Source organism: Stutzerimonas stutzeri KOS6 (assembly GCF_000307775.2).
GTDB classification, from domain to species: Bacteria; Pseudomonadota; Gammaproteobacteria; order Pseudomonadales; family Pseudomonadaceae; genus Stutzerimonas; species Stutzerimonas stutzeri_B.
This window is the reverse complement of sequence record NZ_KK020675.1, coordinates 344,787-370,219: the sequence shown is the minus strand read 5'-3', so window position 1 is coordinate 370,219 and position 25,433 is coordinate 344,787. Positions and strand designations below refer to the sequence as shown.

Annotated in this window: 21 protein-coding genes; 12 read left to right on the top strand and 9 right to left on the bottom strand. The window is 63.8% G+C overall.

Annotation, left to right across the window (positions count from 1 at the left end; translation table 11 throughout):
- The first annotated feature begins 101 nt into the window (after positions 1 to 101).
- Together B597_RS25690 and B597_RS47245 are read left to right on the top strand one after the other, a co-directional pair.
- Positions 102 to 641 (top strand): DUF2058 domain-containing protein, encoded by a 540-nt coding sequence (locus B597_RS25690; RefSeq protein WP_003293465.1) that lies wholly within the window; start codon positions 102 to 104, stop codon positions 639 to 641.
- Between the two features lie 109 nt (positions 642 to 750).
- A complete protein-coding gene (locus B597_RS47245; RefSeq protein ID WP_192939379.1) occupies positions 751 to 912 on the top strand; it encodes a hypothetical protein in 162 nt (53 codons plus the stop codon).
- Positions 913 to 1,040: 128 nt separating this feature from the next.
- Here the strand turns inward: B597_RS47245 and B597_RS25685 are convergent, their stop codons facing one another.
- Positions 1,041 to 2,375: an erythromycin esterase family protein gene (locus tag B597_RS25685; protein ID WP_003293467.1), complete on the bottom strand. Its 1,335-nt coding sequence runs from the start codon at positions 2,373 to 2,375 to the stop codon at positions 1,041 to 1,043.
- Between the two features lie 194 nt (positions 2,376 to 2,569).
- Here B597_RS25685 and B597_RS25680 point away from each other — a divergent pair, with 194 nt between their 5' ends.
- Positions 2,570 to 2,803 (top strand): hypothetical protein, encoded by a 234-nt coding sequence (locus tag B597_RS25680; RefSeq protein ID WP_024161616.1) that lies wholly within the window; start codon positions 2,570 to 2,572, stop codon positions 2,801 to 2,803.
- On the opposite strand, the gene pdeM is transcribed toward B597_RS25680, so the two are convergent.
- From pdeM to mfd, 8 genes are all read right to left on the bottom strand, one after another.
- The gene (pdeM, locus tag B597_RS25675; RefSeq protein ID WP_024161615.1) at positions 2,781 to 3,470 is read right to left on the bottom strand and encodes a ligase-associated DNA damage response endonuclease PdeM; all 690 of its coding nucleotides are present in this window, start codon (positions 3,468 to 3,470) and stop codon (positions 2,781 to 2,783) included. The two genes, B597_RS25680 and pdeM, sit on opposite strands and share 23 nt — an antisense overlap.
- A gap of 31 nt (positions 3,471 to 3,501) precedes the next feature.
- A complete protein-coding gene (locus B597_RS25670; RefSeq protein ID WP_024161614.1) occupies positions 3,502 to 6,087 on the bottom strand; it encodes a ligase-associated DNA damage response DEXH box helicase in 2,586 nt (861 codons plus the stop codon).
- Positions 6,088 to 6,186: 99 nt separating this feature from the next.
- Positions 6,187 to 7,896, bottom strand: a complete 1,710-nt coding sequence (locus tag B597_RS25665) for an ATP-dependent DNA ligase (protein WP_003293471.1) — start codon at positions 7,894 to 7,896, stop codon at positions 6,187 to 6,189.
- Positions 7,897 to 8,122: 226 nt separating this feature from the next.
- Positions 8,123 to 9,139, bottom strand: coding sequence for a ligase-associated DNA damage response exonuclease (locus B597_RS25660; protein ID WP_003293473.1), 1,017 nt, complete (start codon positions 9,137 to 9,139; stop codon positions 8,123 to 8,125).
- Between the two features lie 78 nt (positions 9,140 to 9,217).
- Complete coding sequence (locus B597_RS25655; protein ID WP_003293475.1) at positions 9,218 to 9,784, bottom strand: hypothetical protein; 567 nt, start codon at positions 9,782 to 9,784, stop codon at positions 9,218 to 9,220.
- A 145-nt stretch (positions 9,785 to 9,929) separates the two neighbouring features.
- Complete coding sequence (locus B597_RS25650) at positions 9,930 to 12,260, bottom strand: DEAD/DEAH box helicase (protein WP_003293476.1); 2,331 nt, start codon at positions 12,258 to 12,260, stop codon at positions 9,930 to 9,932.
- A gap of 77 nt (positions 12,261 to 12,337) precedes the next feature.
- Positions 12,338 to 12,859: a CsiV family protein gene (locus B597_RS25645; RefSeq protein WP_003293478.1), complete on the bottom strand. Its 522-nt coding sequence runs from the start codon at positions 12,857 to 12,859 to the stop codon at positions 12,338 to 12,340.
- Between the two features lie 9 nt (positions 12,860 to 12,868).
- Positions 12,869 to 16,306 carry a transcription-repair coupling factor gene (mfd, locus tag B597_RS25640; RefSeq protein ID WP_003293479.1) on the bottom strand — a complete coding sequence of 1,146 codons (3,438 nt, stop codon included), beginning with the start codon at positions 16,304 to 16,306 and terminating at the stop codon, positions 12,869 to 12,871.
- A 158-nt stretch (positions 16,307 to 16,464) separates the two neighbouring features.
- Between mfd and B597_RS25635 the strand changes: the two genes are divergently transcribed.
- The 9 genes from B597_RS25635 (at position 16,465) to nqrM (ending at position 25,387) form a co-directional block, all read left to right on the top strand.
- Entirely contained in the window at positions 16,465 to 17,916 is a 1,452-nt protein-coding gene (locus B597_RS25635) for a glyceraldehyde-3-phosphate dehydrogenase (protein WP_003293480.1), read from the top strand.
- Positions 17,917 to 18,251: 335 nt separating this feature from the next.
- Positions 18,252 to 19,589: a Na(+)-translocating NADH-quinone reductase subunit A gene (locus tag B597_RS25630; protein WP_003293482.1), complete on the top strand. Its 1,338-nt coding sequence runs from the start codon at positions 18,252 to 18,254 to the stop codon at positions 19,587 to 19,589.
- Between the two features lie 3 nt (positions 19,590 to 19,592).
- The gene (locus B597_RS25625) at positions 19,593 to 20,804 is read left to right on the top strand and encodes an NADH:ubiquinone reductase (Na(+)-transporting) subunit B (protein WP_003293483.1); all 1,212 of its coding nucleotides are present in this window, start codon (positions 19,593 to 19,595) and stop codon (positions 20,802 to 20,804) included.
- The gene (locus B597_RS25620; RefSeq protein ID WP_003293484.1) at positions 20,797 to 21,591 is read left to right on the top strand and encodes a Na(+)-translocating NADH-quinone reductase subunit C; all 795 of its coding nucleotides are present in this window, start codon (positions 20,797 to 20,799) and stop codon (positions 21,589 to 21,591) included. Before B597_RS25625 ends, B597_RS25620 begins: the two co-directional genes overlap by 8 nt.
- On the top strand, positions 21,588 to 22,262 hold the full coding sequence (locus tag B597_RS25615) for an NADH:ubiquinone reductase (Na(+)-transporting) subunit D (RefSeq protein WP_192939378.1): 675 nt from the start codon (positions 21,588 to 21,590) through the stop codon (positions 22,260 to 22,262). Before B597_RS25620 ends, B597_RS25615 begins: the two co-directional genes overlap by 4 nt.
- Entirely contained in the window at positions 22,262 to 22,870 is a 609-nt protein-coding gene (gene nqrE, locus B597_RS25610; RefSeq protein ID WP_003283709.1) for an NADH:ubiquinone reductase (Na(+)-transporting) subunit E, read from the top strand. Before B597_RS25615 ends, nqrE begins: the two co-directional genes overlap by 1 nt.
- A gap of 12 nt (positions 22,871 to 22,882) precedes the next feature.
- A complete protein-coding gene (gene nqrF / locus B597_RS25605) occupies positions 22,883 to 24,109 on the top strand; it encodes an NADH:ubiquinone reductase (Na(+)-transporting) subunit F (protein ID WP_192939381.1) in 1,227 nt (408 codons plus the stop codon).
- A gap of 130 nt (positions 24,110 to 24,239) precedes the next feature.
- Positions 24,240 to 25,163 carry an FAD:protein FMN transferase gene (locus tag B597_RS25600; protein ID WP_031323180.1) on the top strand — a complete coding sequence of 308 codons (924 nt, stop codon included), beginning with the start codon at positions 24,240 to 24,242 and terminating at the stop codon, positions 25,161 to 25,163.
- Positions 25,160 to 25,387: a (Na+)-NQR maturation NqrM gene (gene nqrM / locus B597_RS25595; RefSeq protein WP_003293489.1), complete on the top strand. Its 228-nt coding sequence runs from the start codon at positions 25,160 to 25,162 to the stop codon at positions 25,385 to 25,387. Before B597_RS25600 ends, nqrM begins: the two co-directional genes overlap by 4 nt.
- The last annotated feature ends 46 nt before the right edge of the window (positions 25,388 to 25,433 follow it).

Sequence of the window (25,433 nt, the reverse complement as noted above, 5' to 3'; positions counted from 1 at the left end):
TGGATGTGGCTTTACACATCCACCACAATCCCGCCCGTGGATCGACAAAGCGCGATCCACCCCCACGTCCAATTTGAATCCATGACGAGACGAGCCGACAAATGAGTCTTTCCCTCCGTGACCAGTTGCTCAAAGCCGGGCTGGTCAACGAAAAACAGGCCAAGCAGGCCGTCAAGCAGAAGCAGAAACAGCAGCGCCTGGAGAAGAAGGGCCAGGTCGAGAAGGACGATTCCCAGCGCGAGGCCGCGCTGAAGGCGCAGGCGGAAAAGATCGCCCGCGATCAGGAACTCAATCGCCAGCAGCAGCAGAAGGCCGAGCAGAAGGCCCGCGCGGCGCAGATCAAGCAACTGATCGAAACCAGCCGTCTGCCCAAGCTGACCACCGAGGATTACTACAACTTCGTTGACGACAAGAAGGTCAAGCGGCTGTCGGTCAACAAGCTGATGCGCGACAAGCTGGCCAGCGGTTCACTGGCGATCGTCCGCCATGGCGGCGGTTACGAGGTGATCCCGCGCGAGGCAGCACTGAAGATCCAGGAGCGCGATCCCAACCGTGTGGTACAGCTCAACACCCGCACCGAGGAACCGGATGCCGACGATCCGTACGCCGCCTATCAGGTGCCGGACGACCTGATGTGGTGATTTGCAGGGGCAGCGCCCCGGGCCGACGGAAGGTCGGATAGAAAGCGCTTGCCCCGACCTCTACTACAGACCTGCCCGCTAGCGCGGGTGCAATGCAGTGGAGGACATCATGCCCGTTCAATCGACTCGTCATTACCACAACGCTGACGCCGCGTACTGGCGCGCCGCTGGTGTTCCGGGTGATCCGGAAGAGCCCGGGGTGCCGACCCAGCCGTCCGAACCGGGCGAACCCACCGTGCCGGATCAGCCACCGCCGGCACCGGTGGCCTGAACGCCAGCACGCACCCACTGGAACAGGCGCTTGGCTGGTACCAGGCTGCCAAGCGCCTCGTCGCGTAGTGCCTGGCCATTGCCCGTACGGCATGCCGAGGCTGCCCTCATGGCGTGAGGGCAGGGTACTCACTCTCCGAACGGGTAGGTATCCGGGACGATATCAAGGTCGATAAGCTGTGGGCCGATCGGTGTCACCGCGCTTGTCCGCTCGAGCCAGACCAGCGCATCGAACTGCTCGGCGAGGATGGCGCGGAAGTAATGGCTCTGCCGTTCTGTCAGCGGTCGATAGATCACGCCAATGGCGCGCTCCAGCCGCGGTCGGGCGAGCGCCTGACGCAACGCCCCCTGATCGCGCCGCCAGTCGGTCAGCGAGGCTGGCAACCCGACTCGCAGGAACAGCTGTTCCCAGCTGTCGGGCCGTGAGGGTACGACCTGCTTGATCTGCATCGGCTCGTCCCAGTTGTCCGCCGCCGCCACCTCGCCGCGGTCGGTGGCCATGCCGATCAGTACCGCGCCATCGCCGAAGGCGGTCCGACAGAGTTCGCCGATGTTGAATTCGCCACCCCAGCCCATCGAAGTCGCCGCGGCGTTGCCAATGTGCGAATTGTGCGCCCAGACCACCGCCCTGGCGTCCGGCCCGCGATGTTCGAGCAATGCGCGCAGGGTGTCGAACATGTGGCGGTCGCGCAGGTTCCAGGATTCCGTCGAACCGCGGTACATGGCGCGGTAGTAATGCTCCGCGGCGAGCACCACCCGTGCATTGCGTTCGGCGTCGAAGAAGCGCTCGCCGTCCTGTCCGATGTAGCCCAGTCGCTGTTCGAGCAAGGCCTGCAGCTGCTCGACCACGGCGTCCTCGCAGGAGGGCTGGCCAAGCATGACGTTGCGTCCGTAGATGGCCGGGTCTTCCTGCCAGGGACTCAGGCAGCCGTATCGCCGGCGCGCCGCAGCCGCCGCCTGCGGGTCGGTGCGGTCGAGATAGCGCAATACCTCGCGCATCGAGCTGCCCAGGCTATAGACGTCCAGGCCGCGAAACTCGACGCGCTGCTCGGGCGCCAGGCGTTCGTTGTGATCGCGCAGCCAGCCGACGAAGCGTTCGACTTCCCGGTTGCGCCACATCCAGGCCGGAAAGCGTTTGAATGCATCTTCCACCCAGGCCGGCGGCTGCCGGTGGCGGGTGTAATGGTCGATTCGCGCGGCATCGGGCCAGTCGGCCTCGACGGCAATGATGGAAAAGCCGTGCTGCTCGATCAGGCGCTGAGTAATCGCAGCGCGGGCACGATAGAACTCCGACGTGCCATGGCTGGCTTCGCCGATCAGTACCACCCGGGCGTCGGCGTATCGCTCGAAGGCATCGGCGAAGCGCGGGTGGTCCAGCGCAGGCAGTGGCTCGGCATGTCGGCGCAGGAGGGCGATCAGGTGTTCCTCGGATGGCTCGACCGCATTCAGCTGCGAGGTGTTCATGATTTCGACTCCGCAAGAGAGGGCTCCAGGGATGACCGAATGACCGAGGGGGTTGTTCCTTGCCCTTTACTTAAAGCTGCTAACTTTGGGGTGGAGAATCGAACTGTCGACGCCGGATGGGTCTAAAAACTTACAAAAACCATAATGCGCGTTATTACGTTCACACGGGTTTATTTAAGGCGAGGGGCACTTCCATGACGACCTGGATCATTGCGTACAACAAAGATGGCAACACCGCGACGCTGAAGATCGACTCTGAGCACCAGCCCGATATCGACGAGGCGGTCGAACTGGTGACACGCAAGGCGGAAGAGCTGTATCCGGATCAGGAGATCGAGCACGAGCACGAGCCCGATCTGGAGGACACGCCCGCGACACGCCTGGCCGAGCGGTATGGCATCACCATCACCGGCATATCCCAGGCCTGACTGGCACCGGGCGCGTCAGCGGCCAGACTTCCCCATCTCCCACCACGTAGATTCGCCAGTCGTCTTCGGCTGCCACCGTCATCGTGCCGGTGAAACTGCCGAAGGCCGGCAGCAGGCTGAGCCGTTCGCCGATACAGAAGCAGGGCAGGCGCAGGCGCTGGCGCCCACGCCCCTGCAGTTGAAACGCCGGATGGACGTGGCCGGCCAGTACGTGATGGGTTGGATGAGGCTGGGGTTCGTGTTGCAGGGCGTACGGGCCGAGCAGCAATGGTTCGCTGACCACTTCGATACCGAGCTCCGCCGGCGGGTCGCCTGCCCGGCGGTCATGGTTGCCGCGCACCAGCGTAATCGCCAGTTGGGAATGGCTGGTGCGCCATTCGGCCAGGCGCGCCAGCGTGGCCGGCGCATGGGACTCGGGGGCGTGCAGGAAGTCGCCGAGGAAGATCAGCTGGCAGCAGGGATAGCGCTCCAGCAGGCCGTCCAGCTCGCGAAGGTTGGCGTCGGTGGTGCCGTGCGGCACTGGCTGGCCGAGCCGACGATAGGCCGCAGCCTTGCCAAAATGGATGTCGGCCACCAGCAGCGCTTGTCGTTGCGGCCAGTAGATGGCCTTTTCCGCCAGCAGCCAGAGCGTGGCGCCGGCCAGATCGAGGGGCTGATAGGCGTTCATGATGCGTCGATGTGTCGGCTGGCTCGGTTCATCAGGCGGGTTTGGCCTTCTTCGTTCGCGGCGTGCCGTCCTTGCGTGCGCGGGGTTTGCGTGGTCGCGGGCTGTCGCGCTCGACGGCGAGTACCGATTGCGGCTCGGGTTGATAACCGCCGGGGCCGGCGGCCTTGTCCAGCTCCGCCACCATCCGCCGAATGCGGTCGGTCAGTTTTTCCGACGTCATGCTTTCGCGAAAGCGCTCGACCATCAAGGGGAACGCCAGCGGCGTGGCGCGCCTGACCAGATGGATATCCAGCTGGCGCTGCTGCAACCGGCTCAGCGTCTGCTCCAGCCGCTCGACCTCCAACTCCTGGCGCAGCACCTCTTCCTCGGCCTGGGTCAGCAGCAGGTTGCCAGGATCGTACTGGCGAAACACGTCGAAGAACAGGCCGCTGGAGGCCTGCAGCTGGCGCGCGCTTTTCTGCGCGCCGGGGTAACCGGAGAACACCAGCCCGGCGATGCGCGCGATCTCGCGGAAGCGCCGCCGTGCCAGCTCGCCGGCGTTGAGGCTGGCGAGCACATTGTGCAGCAGGTCGTCCTGGCTGAACAACGCCGGGGTCAGCCACTGCAGCCAGTCCACCTCGGTGGCCGAGAGCAGCTCGAAACCGTAGTCGTTGACCGCGATGGAAAAGGTCAGCGGCTGGCGCTTGGCCATGCGCCAGGCCAGCAGGCTGGCCAGCCCCAGATGCACGTGACGGCCGGCGAAGGGGTAAAGGAACAGGTGCCAGCCCTCGCGCGATTTCATCACTTCGGCCAGTAGCGTGGTTTCGCTGGGTAGCGCCGACCAGTCCATCTGCACCCGCAGCAGCGGCTCGACCAGTCGCATTTCGGGACGCTCGAAGCGGCCACGCGAGGCCGCACCGAGCTGTTCGACCACGGCATCGGCCAGTTCACTGGACAGCGGCATGCGCCCGCCATTCCAGCGCGGCACCGCGGCTTTTCGGCCCGTGGCGCGGCTGACGTAGGCGGTCATGTTCTCCACCCGCACCAGCTCCAGCAGGCGGCCGCCGAACAGGAAGTTGTCGCCCGGTCGCAGGCGGGCGATGAAGCCTTCCTCGATGCTGCCCAGTGAGCGGCCACTGCCGCCCTTGGCCCAGAACTTAACGGTCAGGCTGGCATCGCTGACGATGGTGCCGATGCTCATGCGGTGGCGCAGCGCCACGCGCCGGCTGGGTACCTTCCATAGGCCACTGTCGTCCGGCTCTACGCGCTGGTAGTCCGGGTAGGCGGTCAGTGAATGCCCGCCGTGGCGGACGAAGGCCAGTGCCCATTGCCAGTGGTCCTCGGCCAGTTCCCGGTAGGACCAGGCCTGCCGGACTTCGGCGAACAGTTCCTCCGGGCGAAAACCGCCGCCCAGCGCCATGCTCACGAGATGCTGCACCAGCACGTCGAGCGGTCGATGGGGTGCGCTGCGGGCTTCGATACGGCGCTCGGCGATGGCAACCTGGGCGGCAGCGGCTTCCACCACTTCGATGCTGTGGGTCGGCACCAGGGTGACCCGCGAAGTACGCCCCGGCGCGTGACCGGAACGACCCGCGCGCTGCATCAGCCGCGCCACGCCCTTGGGCGAGCCGATCTGCAGGACCCGCTCGACCGGCAGGAAATCGACGCCCAGGTCCAGGCTGGAGGTGCACACCACTGCCTTGAGCGCTCCCTGCTTCAAGCCCAGTTCGACCCAGTCGCGCACTTCCCTTGCCAGCGAGCCGTGGTGCAGGGCGATGAGTCCTGCCCAGTCCGGTCGTGCATCGAGCAGCGCCTGATACCAGATTTCCGATTGCGAGCGGGTGTTGGTGAACACCAGCGTGGTGCTGGCCGAGTCGATCTCCTCGACCACTTGCGGCAGCATGCGCAGGCCGAGATGGCCGGCCCAGGGAAAGCGTTCGATGCTCGGCGGCAGCAGGGTGTCGACGCGCAGATTCTTGTCGATCTTGCCTTGCACCAGCCTGCCGCTCCCCGGATGCAGCAATACCTCCAGGGCATGGGCCTGATTGCCCAGGGTTGCCGACAACCCCCAGACGATCAGCTCCGGCAGCCACCGGCGCAGGCGCGCCAGCGCCAGTTGCAGCTGCACGCCGCGCTTGTTGCCCAGCAGCTCGTGCCATTCGTCCACCACCAGCATGCGCAGCCCGGCGAAGGCCTGGCGGGCATCGGCGCGAGTCAGCAGCAACGTCAGGCTTTCCGGGGTAGTGACCAGCGCGCTGGGCAATCGCCGAGCCTGGCGTGCGCGTTCGGCAGCGCTGGTATCGCCAGTGCGCAGGCCGATGCTCCAGTTGATGTCGAAATCGTCCAGCGGGACTTGCAGCGCGCGGGCGGTGTCGGCGGCCAGCGCGCGCATCGGGGTGATCCAGAGCACGGTGAGTGGGGCCGGTTTGTCCGTTGCGGTGGAAGACGGTGCCTTGGTCGCAAAGCGATTCAGCGCCCCGAGCCAGACTGCGTAGGTCTTGCCGGAGCCGGTGGTGGCGTGCAGCAGCCCGGATTCGCCATCGCCTATCGCTTGCCAGACCTCCTGCTGGAACGCGAAGGGCTGCCAGGCGCGACGGGCGAACCACTGCTCGCTCAACAGCTCGGTTGCATCACTCATGGGGCAGCCTGCTGGAATCCGAGTGCAAGGTTCGCCCTGTAGGCGCGGCCTTGGCCGCGAAGCTGGCGATAGCCGGGTTAAGGTGGCTGGCCGTGCCAATCATCCAAGCAGCTCCTTGAGCGTCTCCAGGGTATCGGCTTCCTCCACCGGCTTGTCGTGACGCCAGCGCAGCATGCGTGGGAAGCGCACGGCGATGCCGCTCTTGTGCCGGCTGCTGGCGGCGATGCCTTCGAAGCCGAGCTCGAACACCAGTGTCGGCGTCACGCTGCGCACCGGGCCGAACTTCTCCACCGTGGTCTTGCGCACGATGGCATCGACCTTGCGCATTTCTTCGTCCGTCAGCCCGGAATAGGCCTTGGCGAACGGCACCAGCTTGCGCTCGGGATCGCCCGCCTCGCCGTCCCAGACGGCAAAGGTGTAATCGGTATAAAGGCTGGCGCGTCGCCCATGCCCGCGCTGGGCGTAGATCAGTACCGCATCGATCGAGTAAGGATCGATCTTCCATTTCCACCAGACGCCGACATCCTTGGTCCGACCGACGCCATACTGCGCGGCGCGCGCCTTGATCATCATGCCTTCGACGCCGCGCTGGCGGGACGCTTCGCGCTGGCGCGCCAGATCGGCCCAATCGCTGCCGGTGACCAGCGGTGACAGCATCAGTCGCGGGTTGGGGCACTGCTCGACCACCGCTTCGAGCTGTTGCCGACGTTCACGGTGCGCATGTTGCCGCCAGTCGTCGCCCCGCCATTCCAGCAGGTCGTAGGCGAGCACTGCGACCGGGGCGTCCTGCAGGACTTTCGTGGTCAGGTTCTTGCGGCCGATGCGCTGTTGCAGCAGGGCGAAGGGTTGCACGCCGAAGTCGCCAGTGGCCACCGGATCGGCGTCGCTGGACGCCTCGAACAGTTCGTCCGCCGGCGCATCCGGTGCGTGCTTCCAGACGAGAATTTCGCCATCGATCACCGTGCCGTCCGGCAGGCAGCCGGCCAGTTCGCAGAGCTCCGGGAAGCGCTCGCTGACCAGCTCTTCACCGCGCGACCAGATCCAGATCTGCCCGTCGCGCTTGACCAGCTGGGCGCGGATTCCGTCCCACTTCCATTCGATGAGCCAGTTATCCGGCGCGCCGAGCAGGGTTTCGAACTCCTCGACCTGGGCTTGCAACGGGTGGGCGAGAAAGAACGGATAGGGCTGGCCGCCGCGCTGGGCATGCTCGTGTTCGGATTCGTCGGCGATCAGCGCCCGATAACCCTCGGCGCTGGGGCGATGAGACAGATCGGTGTAGCCCACCAGCCGTTGCGCGACGCGCTTGGGATCGAGATCGACCAGCGAGGCCAGCGCGCGGGTCACCAGCAGCTTCGAGACGCCGACGCGAAAGGCGCCGGTGATCAGCTTGATGCTGACCATCAGGCTCAGTCGGTCCAGCTGTTTCCAGAGTGCGGGCAGACGCTCGGCCAGCTCCTCCGGTGGCAGGCCGCGCAGCGGCAGCAGCTTGTCTTGCATCCAGGCCGCAAGCCCGTCATCGGAGCTGTGCTCGGCCTCTGGGATCAACAGGGAGATGGTTTCGGCCATATCGCCGACGGCCTGATAACTTTCCTCGAACAGCCATTCCGGCATGCCCGAGGCCTGCATGGCGGTTTCGCGCAGTACGCGGGTCGGCACCAGCTGTCGTGGTCTGCCGCCAGAGAGGAAGTAGACCGCCCAGGCGGCGTCGGCCGGGTCGGCTTCGCGGAAATAATCACGCATGGCGGCGAGCTTGGCATTGCTCGAGGTGGTGGCGTCGAGACGGCTGTAGAGGGTGGCGAAGGCTTTCATTTCGGCCCGCCTGCAAGAGCTGCGGCAGGCTGTTCGCGAGCAATCTGGCTCCTGCTGGGGCTGGGTCGCGTTTCTGCTTGGGCGCACTTTCGTAGGAGCCAGCTTGCTGGCGATCCGTGACGACGCAAGGGTTTCGGTTCTCGAGCGAACTCGCGCCTGTAAGGGTGGTTGCGTCGAGTCTCAAGGCTGATGTTCGTCGGTCGGGCACCTACGGCATGACGGCGGGTCATTCGGCCTCCTGGGACCGGGTGTCATCCTCATCACCGTACTCGGTCGCGAAGGCCTGTGCGTCCAGCCCGCGTTCCTCGCGCAGATAGCGCACCAGCGTGGCGACCGAGCCGTGGGTGACCATCACCCGTTCGGCGCCGGTCTGCTCGATGGCCCAGAGCAGGCCCGGCCAGTCAGCGTGATCGGAGAGCACGAAGCCGCGGTCCACCCCGCGCCGGCGTCGGGTGCCGCGCAGCATCATCCAGCCACTGGCGAAGGCATCGGCATAATCGCCGAAACGGCGCATCCAGTTGCTGCCGCCAGCAGAGGGGGGCGCGAGGATGATTGCCTGTTTCAGTCGCGGGTCGCCTTTCTTCAGGTCGCCGGCATAGATGGTGGCTGGCAGATGGATGCCGCCCTCGCGATAGACCCTGTTCAATGGCTCGACGGCGCCATGGACGACGATGCTGCCGATGCTTTCGTCGAGGCCATGAAGGATGCGCTGGGCCTTGCCGAAGGCGTAGCAGAACAGCACGCTGGCGCGCCCGACCGCTGCGTTGGCGCGCCACCAGTCGTTGATTTCGCGGAACACCTCGGCTTGCGCGGGCCACCGGTAGATCGGCAGGCCGAAGGTCGATTCGGTGATGAAGGTGTGGCAGCGCACCGGTTCGAAGGGCGCGCAGGTACCGTCCGGCTCCACCTTGTAATCGCCGGAGGCGACCCAGACTTCACCTTTGAATTCCAGTCGCACCTGGGCCGAGCCAAGCACGTGACCGGCAGGATGGAAACTCAGTTTCACGCCGTGATGCTCGATGGATTCGCCATAGGCGAGGGTCTGTAGCGGCATATCGGCGGAAATCCGAGAACGCAGGATGCCTTCGCTATCGCTGGCGGCCAGATAATGGCCCATGCCCCAGCGCGCGTGGTCGCCATGGGCGTGGGTGATGACGGCGCGATCGACCGGGCGCCAGGGATCGATGTAGAAATCACCGGGTGGGCAATACAGGCCTTCGGGGCGGGCAACGACGAGGTCCATGGATACAGCACTTTGAGGGCTTGCTAGGTTGGAGCGCCACGGTCGGCAAGGAGTTCGGGCGCGGGCGTCTGAGCGGCGTCAGTCGACCAGCTTCAGATGCGAGACATCGGGTACCTGTGCATCGCTGGCGCGCCGGCGCTCGCTCATGTCACTGCCCACCGGTGCGAGGCTGAACCCGGACAGGTCGACGGCAGGCGCTTGCACCGGCGCGCGGGCGTCCTGAAGGTCCGCACCGAGCGGGGCGATGCCGAAGTCGGGTGCCTCGACGTCGACGAATGCAGCCATGTACTCGTCGCGGGGCGTGACCCTGAGCATGCCCGGGATTTCGCCCGGAGCGCTCGCTGCAGCCGCCGCGCTGTCGATGTCTGATGCCGCTGGGGCCGGTGGCGGCGCGAGTTCGATTTCCTCGACAGCGACCGGCATCGGCTTGACTTCTGCCTGCGCTCCGGCGCGCTCCATCGCCTGTCGGTACTTTTCCACTGCGGCGTAATCCAGATTCTGCTTGATGACGATGCGCCGTCCGGAAAACAGCAGTGCAATGCGCTGGGCGTCAGCCTGGAACAGCTTGCTCAGGTTGGCTTCGACCTGCTCGAGCCGGGCGCCGGGGAGCAGTTGGCCGGAAAAGGCGATCTCGTAGAGGCTCATGGGCTGTTCCTTTTGTGGCCGCTGCCATTGTTCGTGAGGGCGGCCGTGCCGCCGCCGGAGGAAACATAAGCGAGATGGCGATGATCTGGCAAAGCGTAGAACGCTGCGCTTGCCGACGTCACATCTTGCCTGCGGCGCCGGGTGTTCAGGGCAGTGGAGCGAACAACGCCTCGACGTCCTGCTCGCCCAGCTGCCAGCCGCTGTCCGAAGTGCCTTCGAGCACGCCTGCGGCCAGTTCGGCCTTGCGTGACTGCAGCTCGCGGATGCGCTCCTCGACGGTGCCGCGGGTGATCAGGCGGTAGACGAACACCGGCTTGTCCTGGCCGATGCGATAGGCACGGTCGGTTGCCTGGTTTTCCACGGCCGGATTCCACCAGGGATCGTAGTGGATCACGGTGTCCGCCGCCGTCAGATTCAGTCCGGTTCCACCGGCCTTCAGGCTGATCAGGAACAGCGGCACTTCGCCCGCCTGGAAACGCTCTACCGGCGTTCGCCGGTCGTCGCTCTCGCCGGTCAGTTTGACGTAGGCGATGCCGCGTTTGTGCAGCGCCTGCTCGATCAGCGTCAGCATCGAGGTGAACTGGGAAAACAGCAGTACTCGACGCCCCTCGCTCATCAGTTCGCCGAGCATCTCCAGCAGACTGTCCAGCTTGCCCGAGCTGCTGCCGCGGATAGCCCGTGCCGAGTCGCCCTTGAGCAGGCGAAGGTCGCAGCAGACCTGGCGCAGCTTGAGCAACGCCTCGAGGATGATCATCTGGCTGCGCGCCAGGCCCTTGCGCTCGATTTCCTCGCGCACCTTGCGATCCATCGCCAGGCGCACCGTTTCGTAGCGCTCTCGCTGGGAGTCGTTCAATTCGACCCAGTGGACGAATTCGTTCTTGGCCGGCAGTTCGGTGGCTACCTGTTCCTTGGTGCGACGCAGGAGGAATGGTTTGATGCGGGCGCGAAGATGCAACAGCCGTGCATCGTCGCCATGTCTTTCGATCGGCGTGCGGTAGTCCAGGCTGAAGCGTCTGGCATCGCCGAGCCAGCCAGGCATCAGGAAGTCGAAGAGCGCCCACAGTTCGCCCAGGTGGTTTTCCAGTGGCGTGCCGGTCAGGCACAGCCGCTGCCGGGTTTGCAGCGCACGTGCGGCATGGGCCGCCTTGCCGGCCGGATTCTTGATGTGCTGGGCCTCGTCGAGAATCAGCAGGTGCAACGGCTGCTCGCGAAACACCGCGATGTCGCGCGCGAGCAGTGCGTAACTGGTCAGCAGGACGTCATGGTTGGCCAGGTCGGCGAAATGCTTGTGCCGGGTCGCTCCCTGAAGGGTCAGCACCCGCAGTTGAGGCGCGAAACGACTCGCCTCGTCCTGCCAGTTCGGGATGAGGCTGGTCGGCATGACCACCAGCGCAGGCCGGTCGAGACGACCGGCCTGTTTTTCGAGAAGGATGTGGGCAAGGCTCTGCAGCGTCTTGCCCAGGCCCATGTCGTCGCCCAGGATGCCGCCGGCACCCAGTTCGCGCAGGGTCTGCATCCACGCCAGGCCCTGCAGCTGGTAGGGACGTAACGTCGCTACCAGCGCGGCGGGCGGCAGCTGTGTCAGGTCGCCGGGGTTTTGCAGGCGGGCGGCATACTCGCGGAGCCGGGAACCGCCTTGCCATTGCGGCGTCAGGCTGTCGAGCCCTGCCAGACGCGCACCGTCGGCCTTGTTCAGGCGTAGCGCCGGCCCGTCCAGCTGTTCGCGCATATAGAGCTCGCCGAGCGTGGCGAGGATTGGCTTGATGCGCGCAAAGGGCAGGGCCACCTGCAGTGTCTGGCCGTCGCGCTGGCCGGGGCGTTCCAGTTGCACCCGCAGTTGGTCGTCGTCGCTGCGCTGGCTGATGGCGCGCGGGCTCAACAGCTGCGGACTCTGACGGATCAGACGCAGCAGGACCGGCAATATGCCGATGCGCTTGCCTTCGACGACGATGCCCAGGTCGAGATCGAACCAGTCGTCTTCCTCGGACTCGTCGATCTGCGCATACCAACTGTCGATTGGCGTCAGGTCGTAGGCGAAGCCGGGGTGGACATCGATCTGCCACCCCTGGCGGCGTAGTTCGGGTAGCTGTTGCTGGACGAACCTGAGCCAGGCCTCTTCGCCGGGCAACTGGAACATCTCCGCCGACTCCTTCGGCAGGGCCAGGCTCTGGCGCAGCGCCGGACGGAAGCCCAGGCGCTCGAGCTGGTTGCGCAATGCCTGTTCGGCCCGCGGCTGCCGGACGATCAACTGCAGTTCTTCGTCTGCCGGATGGCGAATGCGCTCGCTGTCGCGCTTGCCGTGGACGCGCGCATCGCCATAAAGAAACGACAGGCCGGCCCGGTGCTGGTGCTCACTGACCATGCGTCGATTGCCCGGCTGATAGCTGATCGCCAGATGGCTGCCGAGGCTGAGCAGCGCGGTTGGCATCAGGTCGTCGATCAGCCGTTCCTTGCGCGGCGCCAGGGGGGGAGCCATCGTTCAGGCCCTCGCCGCGGACAGCGGGCAGTTCGGCCCGCGGTGCGGCACAAGGGCCGCCAACCAGCAGGGCTGGTTCATAGCGGCTTGAGCTCGATCAACAGGCCGAGACTGTCGTGGTCGATATAGGTCAGTCGACCCGGTACCAGGCGAAGCCGCTGGGTCAGGCGCTCGCTGGCGAGCAACTGGTCATGGTCACCGAATCGATTGACCCAGAAGCTGACCTCCGCCGGCATGTAGCGGCCCGGCTGCAGCTTCAGCGTGCCCTCGATCGGATAGTGCTCGAAGTGCGGTCGACCCTGATGCAGGGCGATTGGCTCGCCGCTGTCGGTGACGCGCTGCTGCCAGGCGCGCCGCAGCAGCACCTGGTAGCCCCGATCAGGCGCAAGCCGGGCGGCGAGCGTTTCCCATGCCGGTTGCCGTTCGGCGCTGCGCGCCAATGGCCGTGCGCCCTGCGCCCAGTCGTAGGGTGCACGCTGGCTGGCCTCCAGCGGCGTGGCGTGGCGAAACAGGATCACTTCGACCCGATAGAGCGCATCCGCGAACGCCGATGGCGTCAACAGCATGGGTAGCAGGGCGAGACAGCGTAGTAGCGGCATCCAGGGTCCTTATGGGCTCGGCATGAGTCGTTCGAGCAGTGCTTCCAGGGTGTTGAAGCGTTCCTCCGGACGTTCCATCGGTACCTGGAACTTGAACAGGGTGGCGCCTTCGAACTTGTAGCGTTTCGGCTGGCTCTGGATCAGCTTGATCAGCACCATCGGGTCGACCGAGGTGTCGGCCGAGAACTCGATGCGTCCCCCTTGCGGGCCGGCGTCGATCTTGGTGATGCCGAGCTTCTCGGCCTGTAGCTTGAGCAGGGTCAGGCGCACCAGGTTCTTGGTCGGTTCAGGCAGCAGGCCGAAGCGGTCGATCATCTCCACCTGCAGTTCCTTCAGGCCGTCCTCGTCGGCGGCATTGGCGATGCGCTTGTAGAGGATCAGGCGGGCATGCACGTCCGGCAGATAGTCTTCCGGGATCAAGGCTGGCAGGCGCAGGTTGATCTCCGGTCCGCCACCGAGCGGCTGCTCCAAGTTCGGCTGCTCGCCCTTGCGAATGGCCTTGACCGCGCGCTCGAGCATTTCCATGTAGAGCGTGAAGCCGACCGCCTGGATCTGCCCGCTCTGGCCTTCACCGAGCAGTTCGCCGGCGCCGCGGATCTCCAGGTCGTGGGTGGCCAGGACGAAGCCGGCACCGAGGTCCTGGGCGTTGGCGATGGCTTCCAGGCGCTTCTGTGCGTCGTCGGTCATCGCCTTGCGGGTGGGCGTGAGCAGGTAGGCGTAGGCCTGGTGGTGGCTGCGCCCGACGCGGCCGCGCAGCTGGTGCAGCTGGGCCAGACCGAACTTGTCGGCGCGCTCGATGATGATGGTGTTGGCGCTGGGCACGTCGATGCCGGTCTCGATGATGGTCGAGGCCACCAGCACGTTGAAGCGCTTGTGATAGAAGTCGCTCATCACCTGCTCGAGATCGCGCTCGCGCATCTGTCCATGGCCGATGGCGATACGCGCCTCGGGCACCAGTGCAGCGAGGTCGGCGGCACACTTCTCGATGGTCTTGACGTCGTTGTGCAGGTAGTAGACCTGGCCACCGCGCAGCAACTCGCGCAGCAGCGCCTCCTTGATCACGGTGTTCTGCTGCTCCATGACGAAGGTGCGAACCGAGAGGCGGCGCGCCGGTGGCGTGGCGATGATCGACAGGTCGCGCATGCCGGCGATGGACATGTTCAACGTGCGCGGAATCGGCGTGGCGGTAAGGGTGAGGATGTCCACCTCGCTGCGCAGGGCCTTGAGCTGTTCCTTCTGGCGCACGCCGAAACGGTGTTCTTCGTCGATGATGACCAGGCCCAGGTTGCTGAACTTGACGTCATCCTGCAGCAGCTTGTGGGTGCCGATGAGGATGTCGATCTTGCCCTCGGCCAGCTCGGCGATGGCGTTCTGCACTTCCTTGGCGGATTTGAAGCGGCTCATCACCTCGACCCGTACCGGCCAGTCGGCGAAGCGGTCGCGGAAGCTGTTGTAGTGCTGCTGGGCGAGCAGGGTGGTCGGCACCAGCACGGCCACCTGCTTGCCGCCGTGCACGGCGATGAAGGCCGCGCGCATGGCTACTTCGGTCTTGCCGAAGCCGACATCTCCACAGACCAGGCGGTCCATCGGCTTGGCCGAAAGCAGGTCCTCGCGCACCGCGTCGATGGCGGCCTGCTGGTCGGGTGTCTCCTCGAAGGGGAAGCCGGCGGCGAAGGTTGCGTAATCGACCTGTGGGTCCTTGAAGGCATAGCCCTGGCGTGCGGCGCGACGGGCGTAGATGTCGAGCAGTTCGGCGGCGACGTCGCGGACCTGCTCGGCGGCCTTGCGCTTGGCCTTCTGCCAGGTTTCCGAGCCGAGCCGATGCAGCGGCGCCAACGCGTCGTCGCTGCCGGTATAGCGGGCGATCAGATGCAGGCTGGCGACCGGTACATAGAGCTTGGCTTCCTCGGCGTACTGCAGCAGCAGGAATTCCTGCGCCTGGCCTTCGATCTCCAGCGTTACCAGGCCCTGGTAGCGACCGACGCCGTGATCGATGTGCACCACCGGCGAGCCTTCGCGCAGCTCGGTGAGGTTCTTGATGACGTTTTCGCCACCGTCGCGGCTTTTCTCGCGACGCCGGCGTTGCATCACCCGCTGACCGAACAGCGGGCTTTCCGCGACCAGCGCCACGCTGTCCAGCTGCAGGCCTTCGTCGAGCGGGGCGATGGTGATCGCCAGACGCGCCTGGCTGGCGAGGAAACCCTCCCAACCCTCGACTTCCTGCGGGCGCAGCTTGAGTCGGGCGAGCAGTTCCAGCAGGACCTCGCGGCGTCCGGCGGATTCGGCGGTGAACAGCACGCGTCCGGGATAGTTGTCGAGGAACTGACGCAGCTTGCCCAGTGGCTCGCTGGCCTTGGACTCGATCGCCAGCTCCGGTAGCGCCTGCGCGGCGAAGCGTTCGCGGCCGATGCCGGGCTCGACGTCCTGCTGGCTGGCAACCACCCGCGGCCACAGTTTGAGCCGGGCGAAGCAGTCTTCCACCGGCATGAACAGCTCGGCGGGCGGCAACAGCGGTCGCTCGGGATCGACGCGGCGTTCCTCGTAACGATTGCGCACGTCATTCCAGAACTGTTCGGCGGCCTGCTCGATGCCGGGCAGCGAGAATACCTGGCTGTCCTCGGGCAGGTAGTCGAAGAGGGTGGCCGTCTCTTCGTAGAACAGCGGCAGGTAGTACTCGATACCAGCCGGGGTGATGCCGGTGGAGAGGTCCTGGTAGATCGGGCAGCGACGGAAGTCGACGTCGAAACGCTCGCGGAAACGTGCGCGGAAGCCGGTGACCGCTTCCTTCTTCAGCGGGAACTCGCGTGCCGGCAGCAGGCGGATCGACTCGACCTTGTCGATCGAACGCTGGTTCTCCGGGTCGAAGGTGCGCAGCGTCTCGATCTCATCATCGAACAGGTCGATGCGGTAGGGCAGTGCGCTGCCCATGGGGAACAGATCGATCAGTGCCCCGCGCACGGCGAACTCGCCGTGCTCGTAGACCGTGTCCACGCAGCGGTAGCCGGCCGCTTCCAGGCGCAGGCGCATCTGCTCGACATCGAGCTTCTGGCCGACGTCCAGCACCAGGCTCGAACCGAGCAGGAAGCGCTTGGGCGCCAGCCTGTGTAGGGCGGTGGTGATCGGCACTACCAGTACGCCGTGGCTCAGTTCGGGCAACTGGTAGAGTGCGGCGATACGCTGGGAGACGATGTCCTGGTGGGGCGAGAAAATGTCGTAGGGCAACGTTTCCCAGTCGGGGAAATGCAGAACCGGCAGTCCTGGTGCGAAGAAGGCAAGTTCTTCCTGCAGGCGTTCGGCACTCTGGCTGTCGGCCGTAAGAAGGAGCGTGAAGCGTTTGGCGTTGCTGGCTGCTTCGGCAATCGCCAGGCTCAGCGCGGCTCCTGGAAGATTGCCCCAATGTTGCTTGCCGCTGGCGGCAGGCAGGGGGGGAAGGCGCAAGACGGACACGAGTGGGCGTGGCTCCGATCAAAAAATAGGCCGTCGGGATTGTAACTATCGAGGGGCTCGGCTGTCAGTGTTTCGTCCGCTGCAGATTGCCGGCGCTAGGGTGCGTCGTCATAATGTAGCCCTTTTTCTCAGCCCCTACATGTTGGAAGGAACTGCCCGTGACTCAGAAGCCCGACCAGTGTCTTGGTGAATGGATTGACCGCGAAGCCCTCGCCGAAGCGATGATTCCGCTGATTGGTCAGCTGTACCGCAACAATAACGTGGTGACTTCGATCTACGGGCGAGGCCTGATCAACCGCTCGGTGATCGCGATACTCAAGGCGCACCGTTTCGCACGTCATCGCATCGCCGACGAAACCGAACTGTCGGTGCATGACACCTTCCAGATTCTCAAGACCATGAGCGAAATGAACCTGGGTGCCGCTTCGGTGGACCTGGGCAAGCTGGTCGCCAAATACAAGGACGCGGACAACGGCCGCAACCTCGAGCAGTTCGTACGCGAAGAGCTGGCCGAAGTGGCCGACAAGCGTCACGCCGCCTCCGGCCACAAGGGTACCGACGTGGTGCTGTACGGTTTCGGTCGTATTGGCCGTCTGCTGGCGCGCATCCTGATCGAGAAGACCGGTGGCGGCGACGGCCTGCGCCTGCGCGCCATCGTCGTGCGCAAGGGTGCGGACAACGATCTGGTCAAGCGTGCCAGCCTGCTGCGTCGTGATTCTGTGCATGGTCCTTTCGATGGCACCATCACCATCGACGAAGAGAACAGCACCATCACCGCCAACGGCAACCTGATCCAGGTGATCTACTCCAATGATCCGGCCTCGGTGGACTACACCCAGTACGGAATCGAGAACGCGCTGCTGGTCGACAACACCGGCAAGTGGCGTGACGCCGAAGGCCTGGGTCAGCACCTCAAGTGCCCGGGTGTCGCTCGCGTCGTCCTGACCGCGCCTGGCAAGGGCGAGCTGAAGAACATCGTGCATGGCATCAACCATGGCGACATCACTGCCGATGACAAGATCATTTCCGCCGCCTCCTGCACGACCAACGCCATCGTGCCGGTGCTCAAGGCAGTGAACGATCAGTACGGCATCGTCAACGGCCACGTCGAAACCGTGCATTCCTACACCAACGACCAGAACCTGATCGACAACTTCCACAAGGGCAGTCGTCGTGGTCGCAGCGCCGCGCTGAACATGGTCATCACCGAAACCGGCGCAGCCACCGCCGCGGCCAAGGCGCTGCCGGTGCTCAAGGGCAAGTTGACCGGCAATGCCATCCGCGTGCCGACGCCGAACGTGTCCATGGCGATCCTCAACCTGAATCTGGAAAAGGCAACCAGTCGCGACGAGATCAACGAGTACCTGCGCCAGATGGCCATGCATTCGGATCTGCAGAAGCAGATCGACTTCGTCAACTCGCAGGAAGTTGTATCGACTGATTTCGTCGGCTCGCGTCATGCCGGTGTGGTGGATGCGGAAGCCACCATCTGCAATGACAACCGCGTCGTGCTCTATGTCTGGTACGACAACGAGTTCGGCTACAGCTGTCAGGTGGTCCGCGTGATGGAAGACATGGCCGGGGTCAACCCGCCGGCCTTCCCGCGCTAAGCGCTGGGGCGGTGAAGCGGAAACGGGAGCCTCGGCTCCCGTTTTGCGTTTCTGGCAGGCTGGTGCAAGTCGCGATTCTGCTACGTCGGGTGGCTGGCCCGGGGTGGATACAGCTGCTGCGGTTACTTTTCTTCTCTTGTCTCGAGTCAAAAATCCGCAATGCTTGGGTGGTCAGTCAAGGCATGCGACCTCTATAATCGGGCGGATTTTTTACCTGGGTCCGCGACATGGTGTCGCGCCAATAACGTATTGGTGCGCGCAGCGCAATCCTACTTTGCGCCATGCCGCCGGGTCTGCAAAAAAAAGCTTTCTAAAATCAGTGGTTAGGCAAACCGATGATCAATATAAAACGAGGGCTAGATCTGCCTATAGCCGGCGCGCCGGCGCAGCGTATCGAGGCCGGCAGGCCCATACGCAGCGTCGCCGTGATCGGCTTCGACTATCCGACCATGAAGCCTACAATGGCTGTTCAGGTCGGTGATCGGGTCAAACTGGGGCAGATCCTTTTTTCCGACAAGAAGTCCGAGGGCGTGCATTACACGGCGCCAGGCGCGGGTGTCGTCAGTGCAGTCCATCGTGGCGAAAAGCGCGTGCTGCAATCGGTGGTCATCGACCTCGAAGGCGATGAGGAAATCACTTTTTCCAGCTATTCCCCTGCCGAGCTGGAAAGCCTGAGCAGCGAGCAGGTGCGCGAAAACCTGCAGCAGTCCGGTCTTTGGACCGCCCTGCGTACCAGGCCGTTCAGCAAGGTGCCAGCGGTCGACGCGGTACCCAGCTCGATTTTCGTGACGGCGATCGACACCCATCCGCTGGCGGCGGACCCGGCGGTCATCATTGCCGATCAGGCCGAAGCCTTCGAGGCCGGCCTCAAGGTTCTTGGCAACCTGGCCAAGGTGTTCCTCTGCAAGGCGCCGACGGCTTCCCTGCCGGGTGAGGCGCTGGCCAAGGTGCAGGTCGAAGCCTTCAATGGTCCGCATCCGGCGGGTCTGGCCGGGACCCATATCCATTTCCTCGATCCGGTTAGTGCCAGCAAGAGTGTCTGGGCGATCGGCTATCAGGACGTGATTGCCGTCGGCAAACTGTTCACCAGCGGCCGTCTTTCCGTCGAGCGCGTGGTGTCTCTGGCCGGTCCGGTGGTGGAACAACCGCGTCTGGTCCGCGCCCGTATTGGCGCCAACCTGGACGAGCTGACCGCTGGCGAACTGCAGCCCGGAGCCAACCGCGTGGTATCCGGCTCGTTGCTCGGTGGGCGCACTGCGCATGGTGCCTTCGCCTATCTCGGGCGCTATCACCAGCAGGTTTCCTGTCTGCGCGAGGGCAAGGAGCGCGAGATGCTCCATTACCTGCGCCCGGGCGTCGAGAAGCATTCGATCCTCAACATCTATATCTCCAAGCTGATGGCCGGCAAGAAGTTCGCCTTCTCCACTTCGACCAATGGCAGCCCCCGGGCCATGGTGCCGGTGGGCAACTACGAGCAGGTCATGCCGCTGGACATCCTGCCGACGCAGTTGCTCCGTTCGTTGATCGTGGGCGACACCGAGGTGGCGCAGAAGCTCGGCTGCCTCGAGCTGGATGAAGAAGATCTGGCGCTGTGCACCTACGTCTGTGCCGGGAAATACGAATACGGCCCGATCCTGCGGGACAATCTGACCCGCATCGAGAAGGAGGGTTAAGGCATGGGCATTCGCGCATTCCTCGACAAGATCGAGCATCACTTCGAAAAAGGCGGCAAGTACGAAAAGTGGTATGCACTGTACGAAGCGGCTGACACGTTCCTCTATCGTCCCGGTAGCGTCACCAAGACCACCGCTCACGTGCGTGACGGCATCGACCTCAAGCGCATGATGATCACCGTCTGGCTGTGTACCTTCCCGGCGATGCTCTTCGGCATGTGGAACACCGGCTACCAGGCCAACCTGATCTTCGCCCAGAGCCCTGAGCTGCTGGCCGCACAGGAGGGCTGGCGTTTCGGCCTGATCGGCGCGCTTGCCGGTTTCGACCCGAACAGCCTGTGGGACAACTTCATCCAGGGCGCAGCCTACTTCCTGCCCATCTACGCGGTGACCTTCATCGTCGGTGGTTTCTGGGAAGTGCTGTTCGCCTCCATCCGCAAGCATGAAGTGAACGAGGGCTTCTTCGTGACCTCCGTGCTCTTCGCCCTGATCCTGCCGCCGACCATCCCGCTGTGGCAGGTCGCGCTGGGCATCAGCTTCGGCGTGGTGATCGGCAAGGAAATCTTCGGCGGTACCGGCAAGAACTTCCTGAACCCGGCGCTGACTGCGCGGGCGTTCCTGTTCTTCGCCTACCCGGCGCAGATGTCGGGCGACGCGGTCTGGACCGCCGTCGATGGCTATGCCGGCGCCACCGCGCTGAGCCTGGGCTTCGCAGGCGGCATCGAAAACGTCATCAATAGCGGCATCACCTGGATGGATGCGTTCGTCGGCACCATTCATGGCTCGATCGGTGAAACCAGCACGCTGGCGATCTTCATCGGTGGCGTCATCCTGATCGGCAGCAAGATCGCCTCCTGGCGCATCGTCTCCGGTGTCATGCTCGGCATGATCGGCCTGAGCACGCTGTTCAACCTGATCGGCTCGGACACCAACCCGCTGTTCGGCATGCCGTGGTACTGGCACATGGTCGTCGGTGGCTTCGCCTTCGGCATGATCTTCATGGCGACCGATCCGGTTTCGGCTTCCATGACCAATACCGGCAAGTGGGTGTTCGGCATCCTGATCGGTGTGATGGTCGTGCTGATCCGTGTGGTCAACCCCGCCTTCCCGGAAGGCATGATGCTGGCGATCCTGTTCGCCAACCTGTGTGCGCCGCTGATTGACCATTTCGTCATTCAGGCCAATATCAAGCGGAGGCTGGCACGTAATGTCTAGTCAGAAAGAATCCACCGTTCGCACGCTGACGGTAGCCCTGTTGGTCTGCCTGGTGTGCTCCATCTTCGTGGCTGGCGCCGCCGTGGCGCTTCGTCCGACCCAGCAGGAAAACCGCCTGCTGGACAAGCAGCGCAGCATCCTGGCCATCGCTGGCCTGGGTGATGCCGGTATGTCTGGCAACCAGGTCAAGCAGCTGTTCAACGAGCGTATCGTCGCGCGTCTGGTCGATCTGGAAACCGGCAAGTTCAGTGACGAGTTCGATGCCAAGACCTTCGATCCGCTGGCTGCAGCAAAGGACCCGGCGTTGTCCAAGACGCTGCCGTCCGATCAGGATATCGCCTCGATCAAGCGTCGTGAGCGTTACAGCACCGTCTACATCGTAGAAGGCCAGACTGAAGGCGAGATCGATACGCTGATCCTGCCGGTGCGCGGTTATGGTCTGTGGTCCACGCTCTACGGCTTCATGGCGATGGAGGGCGACCTGGATACCGTGGCCGGCTTTGGTTTCTACCAGCATGGTGAAACACCGGGGCTCGGTGGCGAAGTCGACAATCCGAAGTGGCGCGGCCTGTGGCCAGGCAAGGAGCTGTTCGACGAGGACGGCAAGCTGGCCGTGCAGATCGTCAAGGGCGGTGTCGACCCGCAGAGCCCGAAGGCCGACCACCAGGTCGATGCCCTGGCCGGTGCAACCCTGACCAGCAACGGCGTCAACGCCCTGTTGCACTTCTGGCTGGGCGAGAACGGCTTCGGTCCTTTTATCGCTAATCTGCGTGCTGGGGAGGCTTGATCATGTCGCAACCCACTGTCAAAGAAGTTCTGTTCAATCCGATCTTCAACAACAACCCCATCGGCCTGCAGATTCTCGGAATCTGCTCGGCACTGGCGGTCACTTCCAACCTGAACACGGCGCTGGTGATGTCGGTGGCGCTGACCTTGGTCACGGCGTTCTCGAACCTGTTCATCTCCATGATCCGCAGCCAGATCCCCAACTCGATCCGCATGATCGTGCAGATGGTGATCATCGCCTCGCTGGTGATCGTGGTTGATCAGATCCTGAAAGCCTATGCCTTCTCGCTGTCCAAGCAGCTCTCGGTGTTCGTCGGCCTGATCATCACCAACTGTATCGTGATGGGGCGTGCGGAAGCCTTCGCCATGCAAAATCCGCCAATGCTGTCGTTCTTCGACGGCATCGGTAATGGCCTGGGCTATAGCGCCATGCTGGTCGCGCTGGGCATCGTTCGCGAGCTGTTCGGGGCTGGCAAGCTGATGGGCTACACCATTATTCCGGTGGTCAACGATGGTGGCTGGTACCAGCCCAACGGTCTGCTGCTGCTGCCGCCATCGGCGTTCTTCCTCATCGGTCTGTTCATCTGGGGCATCCGCAGCTGGAAGAAGGATCAGCTCGAGAAGCCTTCCTTCAAGATGGCGCCGCAAGTCTCGAACAAGGAGGCTTACTAATGGAGCATTACATCAGCCTGTTCGTCCGCGCCGTGTTCATCGAGAACATGGCCCTGGCGTTCTTCCTCGGCATGTGTACCTTCATCGCGATTTCCAAGAAAGTGGAAACCGCGATCGGCCTGGGTATCGCGGTTATCGTGGTGCAGGCGATCACCGTGCCGGCAAACAACCTGATCTACACCTACCTGCTCAAGGCCGGCGCGCTGTCCTGGGCAGGACTGCCGGACGTCGATCTGAGCTTCCTCGGCCTGCTGAGCTACATCGGCGTGATCGCGGCCATCGTGCAGATCCTCGAGATGTTGCTGGATAAGTACGTGCCCAGCCTCTACAACGCCCTTGGCGTGTTCCTGCCGCTGATCACCGTGAACTGCGCCATCATGGGCGGCACGCTGTTCATGGTCGAGCGCGACTACAACCTGGGCGAGAGTGTCGTCTACGGGTTCGGCTCCGGCGCCTCCTGGGCGCTGGCCATCGCTCTGCTGGCCGGTATTCGCGAGAAGCTGAAGTACAGCGATGTTCCGGATGGATTGCAGGGTCTGGGTATCACCTTCATCACCATCGGACTGATGTCGCTGGGCTTCATGTCTTTCTCTGGCGTACAGCTGTAAGGACGGAACGAACTGATGAGTTACGAAATTTTCCTCGCCATCGGTATGTTCACCGCCATCGTGCTTGCGCTGGTGGTGATCATTCTGGCTGCGCGCGCCAAGCTGGTATCCAGCGGCGACGTGGCAATCGAAATCAACGGCGAACGGACCATTACCGTTCCGGCCGGGGGCAAGCTCCTGCAGACCCTGGCCGCCAACAATATCTTCCTCTCGTCCGCCTGTGGCGGCGGCGGTACCTGTGCCCAGTGCAAGTGCATCGTCGAGAGGGGTGGTGGCGAGATGCTGCCTACCGAGGAGTCGCACTTCACCCGCCGCGAGGCAGGTGAAGGCTGGCGCCTGTCCTGCCAGACCCCGGTCAAGGCGGACATGAAGATCGAGGTGCCGGAAGAAGTCTTCGGTGTGAAGAAGTGGGAATGCACCGTCGAGTCCAATCCTAACGTCGCGACTTTCATCAAGGAGCTGACGCTCAAGTTGCCGGAAGGCGAGAATGTCGACTTCCGCGCTGGTGGTTACGTGCAGCTGGAATGCCCGCCGCACGAAGTGCGTTACCGGGATTTCGACATCCAGGAAGAGTATCGCGGCGACTGGGACAAGTTCGACCAGTGGAAGTACGTGTCGAAGTGCGACGAAACCGTGATTCGCGCCTACTCCATGGCGAACTATCCGGAAGAGCGTGGCCTGGTCAAGTTCAATATCCGCATCGCCTCGCCGCCGCCGGGTCGTGACGACATTCCGCCGGGCAAGATGTCGTCCTACGTCTTCAGCCTCAAGCCGGGCGACAAGATCACCGTGTACGGACCGTTCGGCGAGTTCTTCGCCAAGGACACCGATGCCGAGATGGTCTTCATCGGTGGTGGCGCGGGTATGGCGCCGATGCGCTCGCACATCTTCGACCAGCTCAAGCGCCTGAAGTCCAAGCGCAAGATGAGCTTCTGGTATGGCGCGCGCTCGATGCGCGAGGCCTTCTACGTGGAAGAATACGACCAGTTGCAGGCGGAGAATCCCAACTTCCAGTGGCATCTGGCCCTGTCCGATCCGCTGCCCGAGGACAACTGGGAAGGCCCGACCGGCTTCATTCACAATGTGCTGTACGAGAACTACCTGAAGGACCATCCGGCGCCGGAGGATTGCGAGTTCTACATGTGCGGCCCGCCCATGATGAACGCGTCGGTGATCAAGATGCTCACCGACCTGGGCGTCGAGCCGGAGAACATTCTGCTCGACGACTTCGGCGGCTAGCATGATCCAAGCGTCACTGCAGCCTCTAACCGCTGTCGTGTCCCTGAAGCCCGTCATCGCTGTCGCCCTGGCGGCAGCCCTGACGGGCTGTTTTTTTCAGGACAAGGTCGAAGCCTTCGGCGGCCCGACCATGGGCAGTACCTATACGGTCAAGTACGTACGTAGCGGTGATGTCGTTGCGAAAGAGGCTCTTCAGGACGAGGTCGAAGCGATCCTGGGCGAGATCGACAAGCAGCTTTCCACCTACCGCAGCGACTCGGATGTCGAGCGCTTCAATGCCTTGCCGGGCGGCAGTTGTGCAAATGTGCCGGACGCGATGCGTGAATTGGTCGCAGCCGGTGAACAGCTATCCGCGGACAGCGACGGCGCTTTCGACCTTACACTCGAGCCTTTGCTGAATATCTGGGGCTTCGGCCCGCAAGGTCGGAGCGAGCGCGTTCCATCGGCGGCGGAGGTCGAGGCGGCGCGTGCGCTGACCGGGCATCGTCACCTGCGCATCGAGGGTGACCGGCTTTGCAAGTCAGTGGCCGTCCAACTGGACTTCAACAGCATTGCCGCAGGCTACGCCGTCGAGCGCGTGACCGCGCGGCTGGAGGCGCTTGGTGTACGGAGCTATCTGGTGGAAATCACCGGCGAGCTGAAGGCCGAAGGGCGCAAGCCCGATGGCTCACCCTGGCGCATTGCCATCGAGGCACCCAGGGACGATGAGCGTGTAGCACAGAAGATCGTCGAGCTCGATGGGCTCGGCGTTTCCACTTCGGGCGACTATCGCAACTATTTCGAGCGTGACGGCAGACGTTATTCGCACACGCTCGATCCGCAGACCGGCAGGCCGATCGAGCATCATCTTGCAGCGGTCACGGTGATCGATGAATCGACCCTGCGTGCTGATGGGTTGTCTACCGCGCTCATGGTGCTCGGTCCCGAGCGTGGCCTGGCACTGGCGGAGCGAAATGCAATTGCTGCCTTCTTCGTTGTTCGGGAAGGGCAGGAGTTCGTAACGGCAAGCACCAAGGCCTTTGATGAGCTATTCGGTGAAGGAGTAGAGCAATGACCTGGTTTCTGGTTTTTCTGGTGATGCTGCTGGTCGTATTCGGCATGGCTATCGGAGTGATCATGGGACGCAAGCCCATCGCCGGATCCTGCGGTGGCATCGCCAATCTGGGCATCGAGAAGGAATGCTCCATCTGCGGCGGCAGTCGCGAGAAATGCGAAGAGATTAATGAGGCGAAGAGCGCGGCGGGTGCCGACCTCGCCTATGACGCCAGCAAGCGTTGATCCGGGTTGATGCGCCCTCAGATGTTTGTGTGAAGGTCACTGTGCC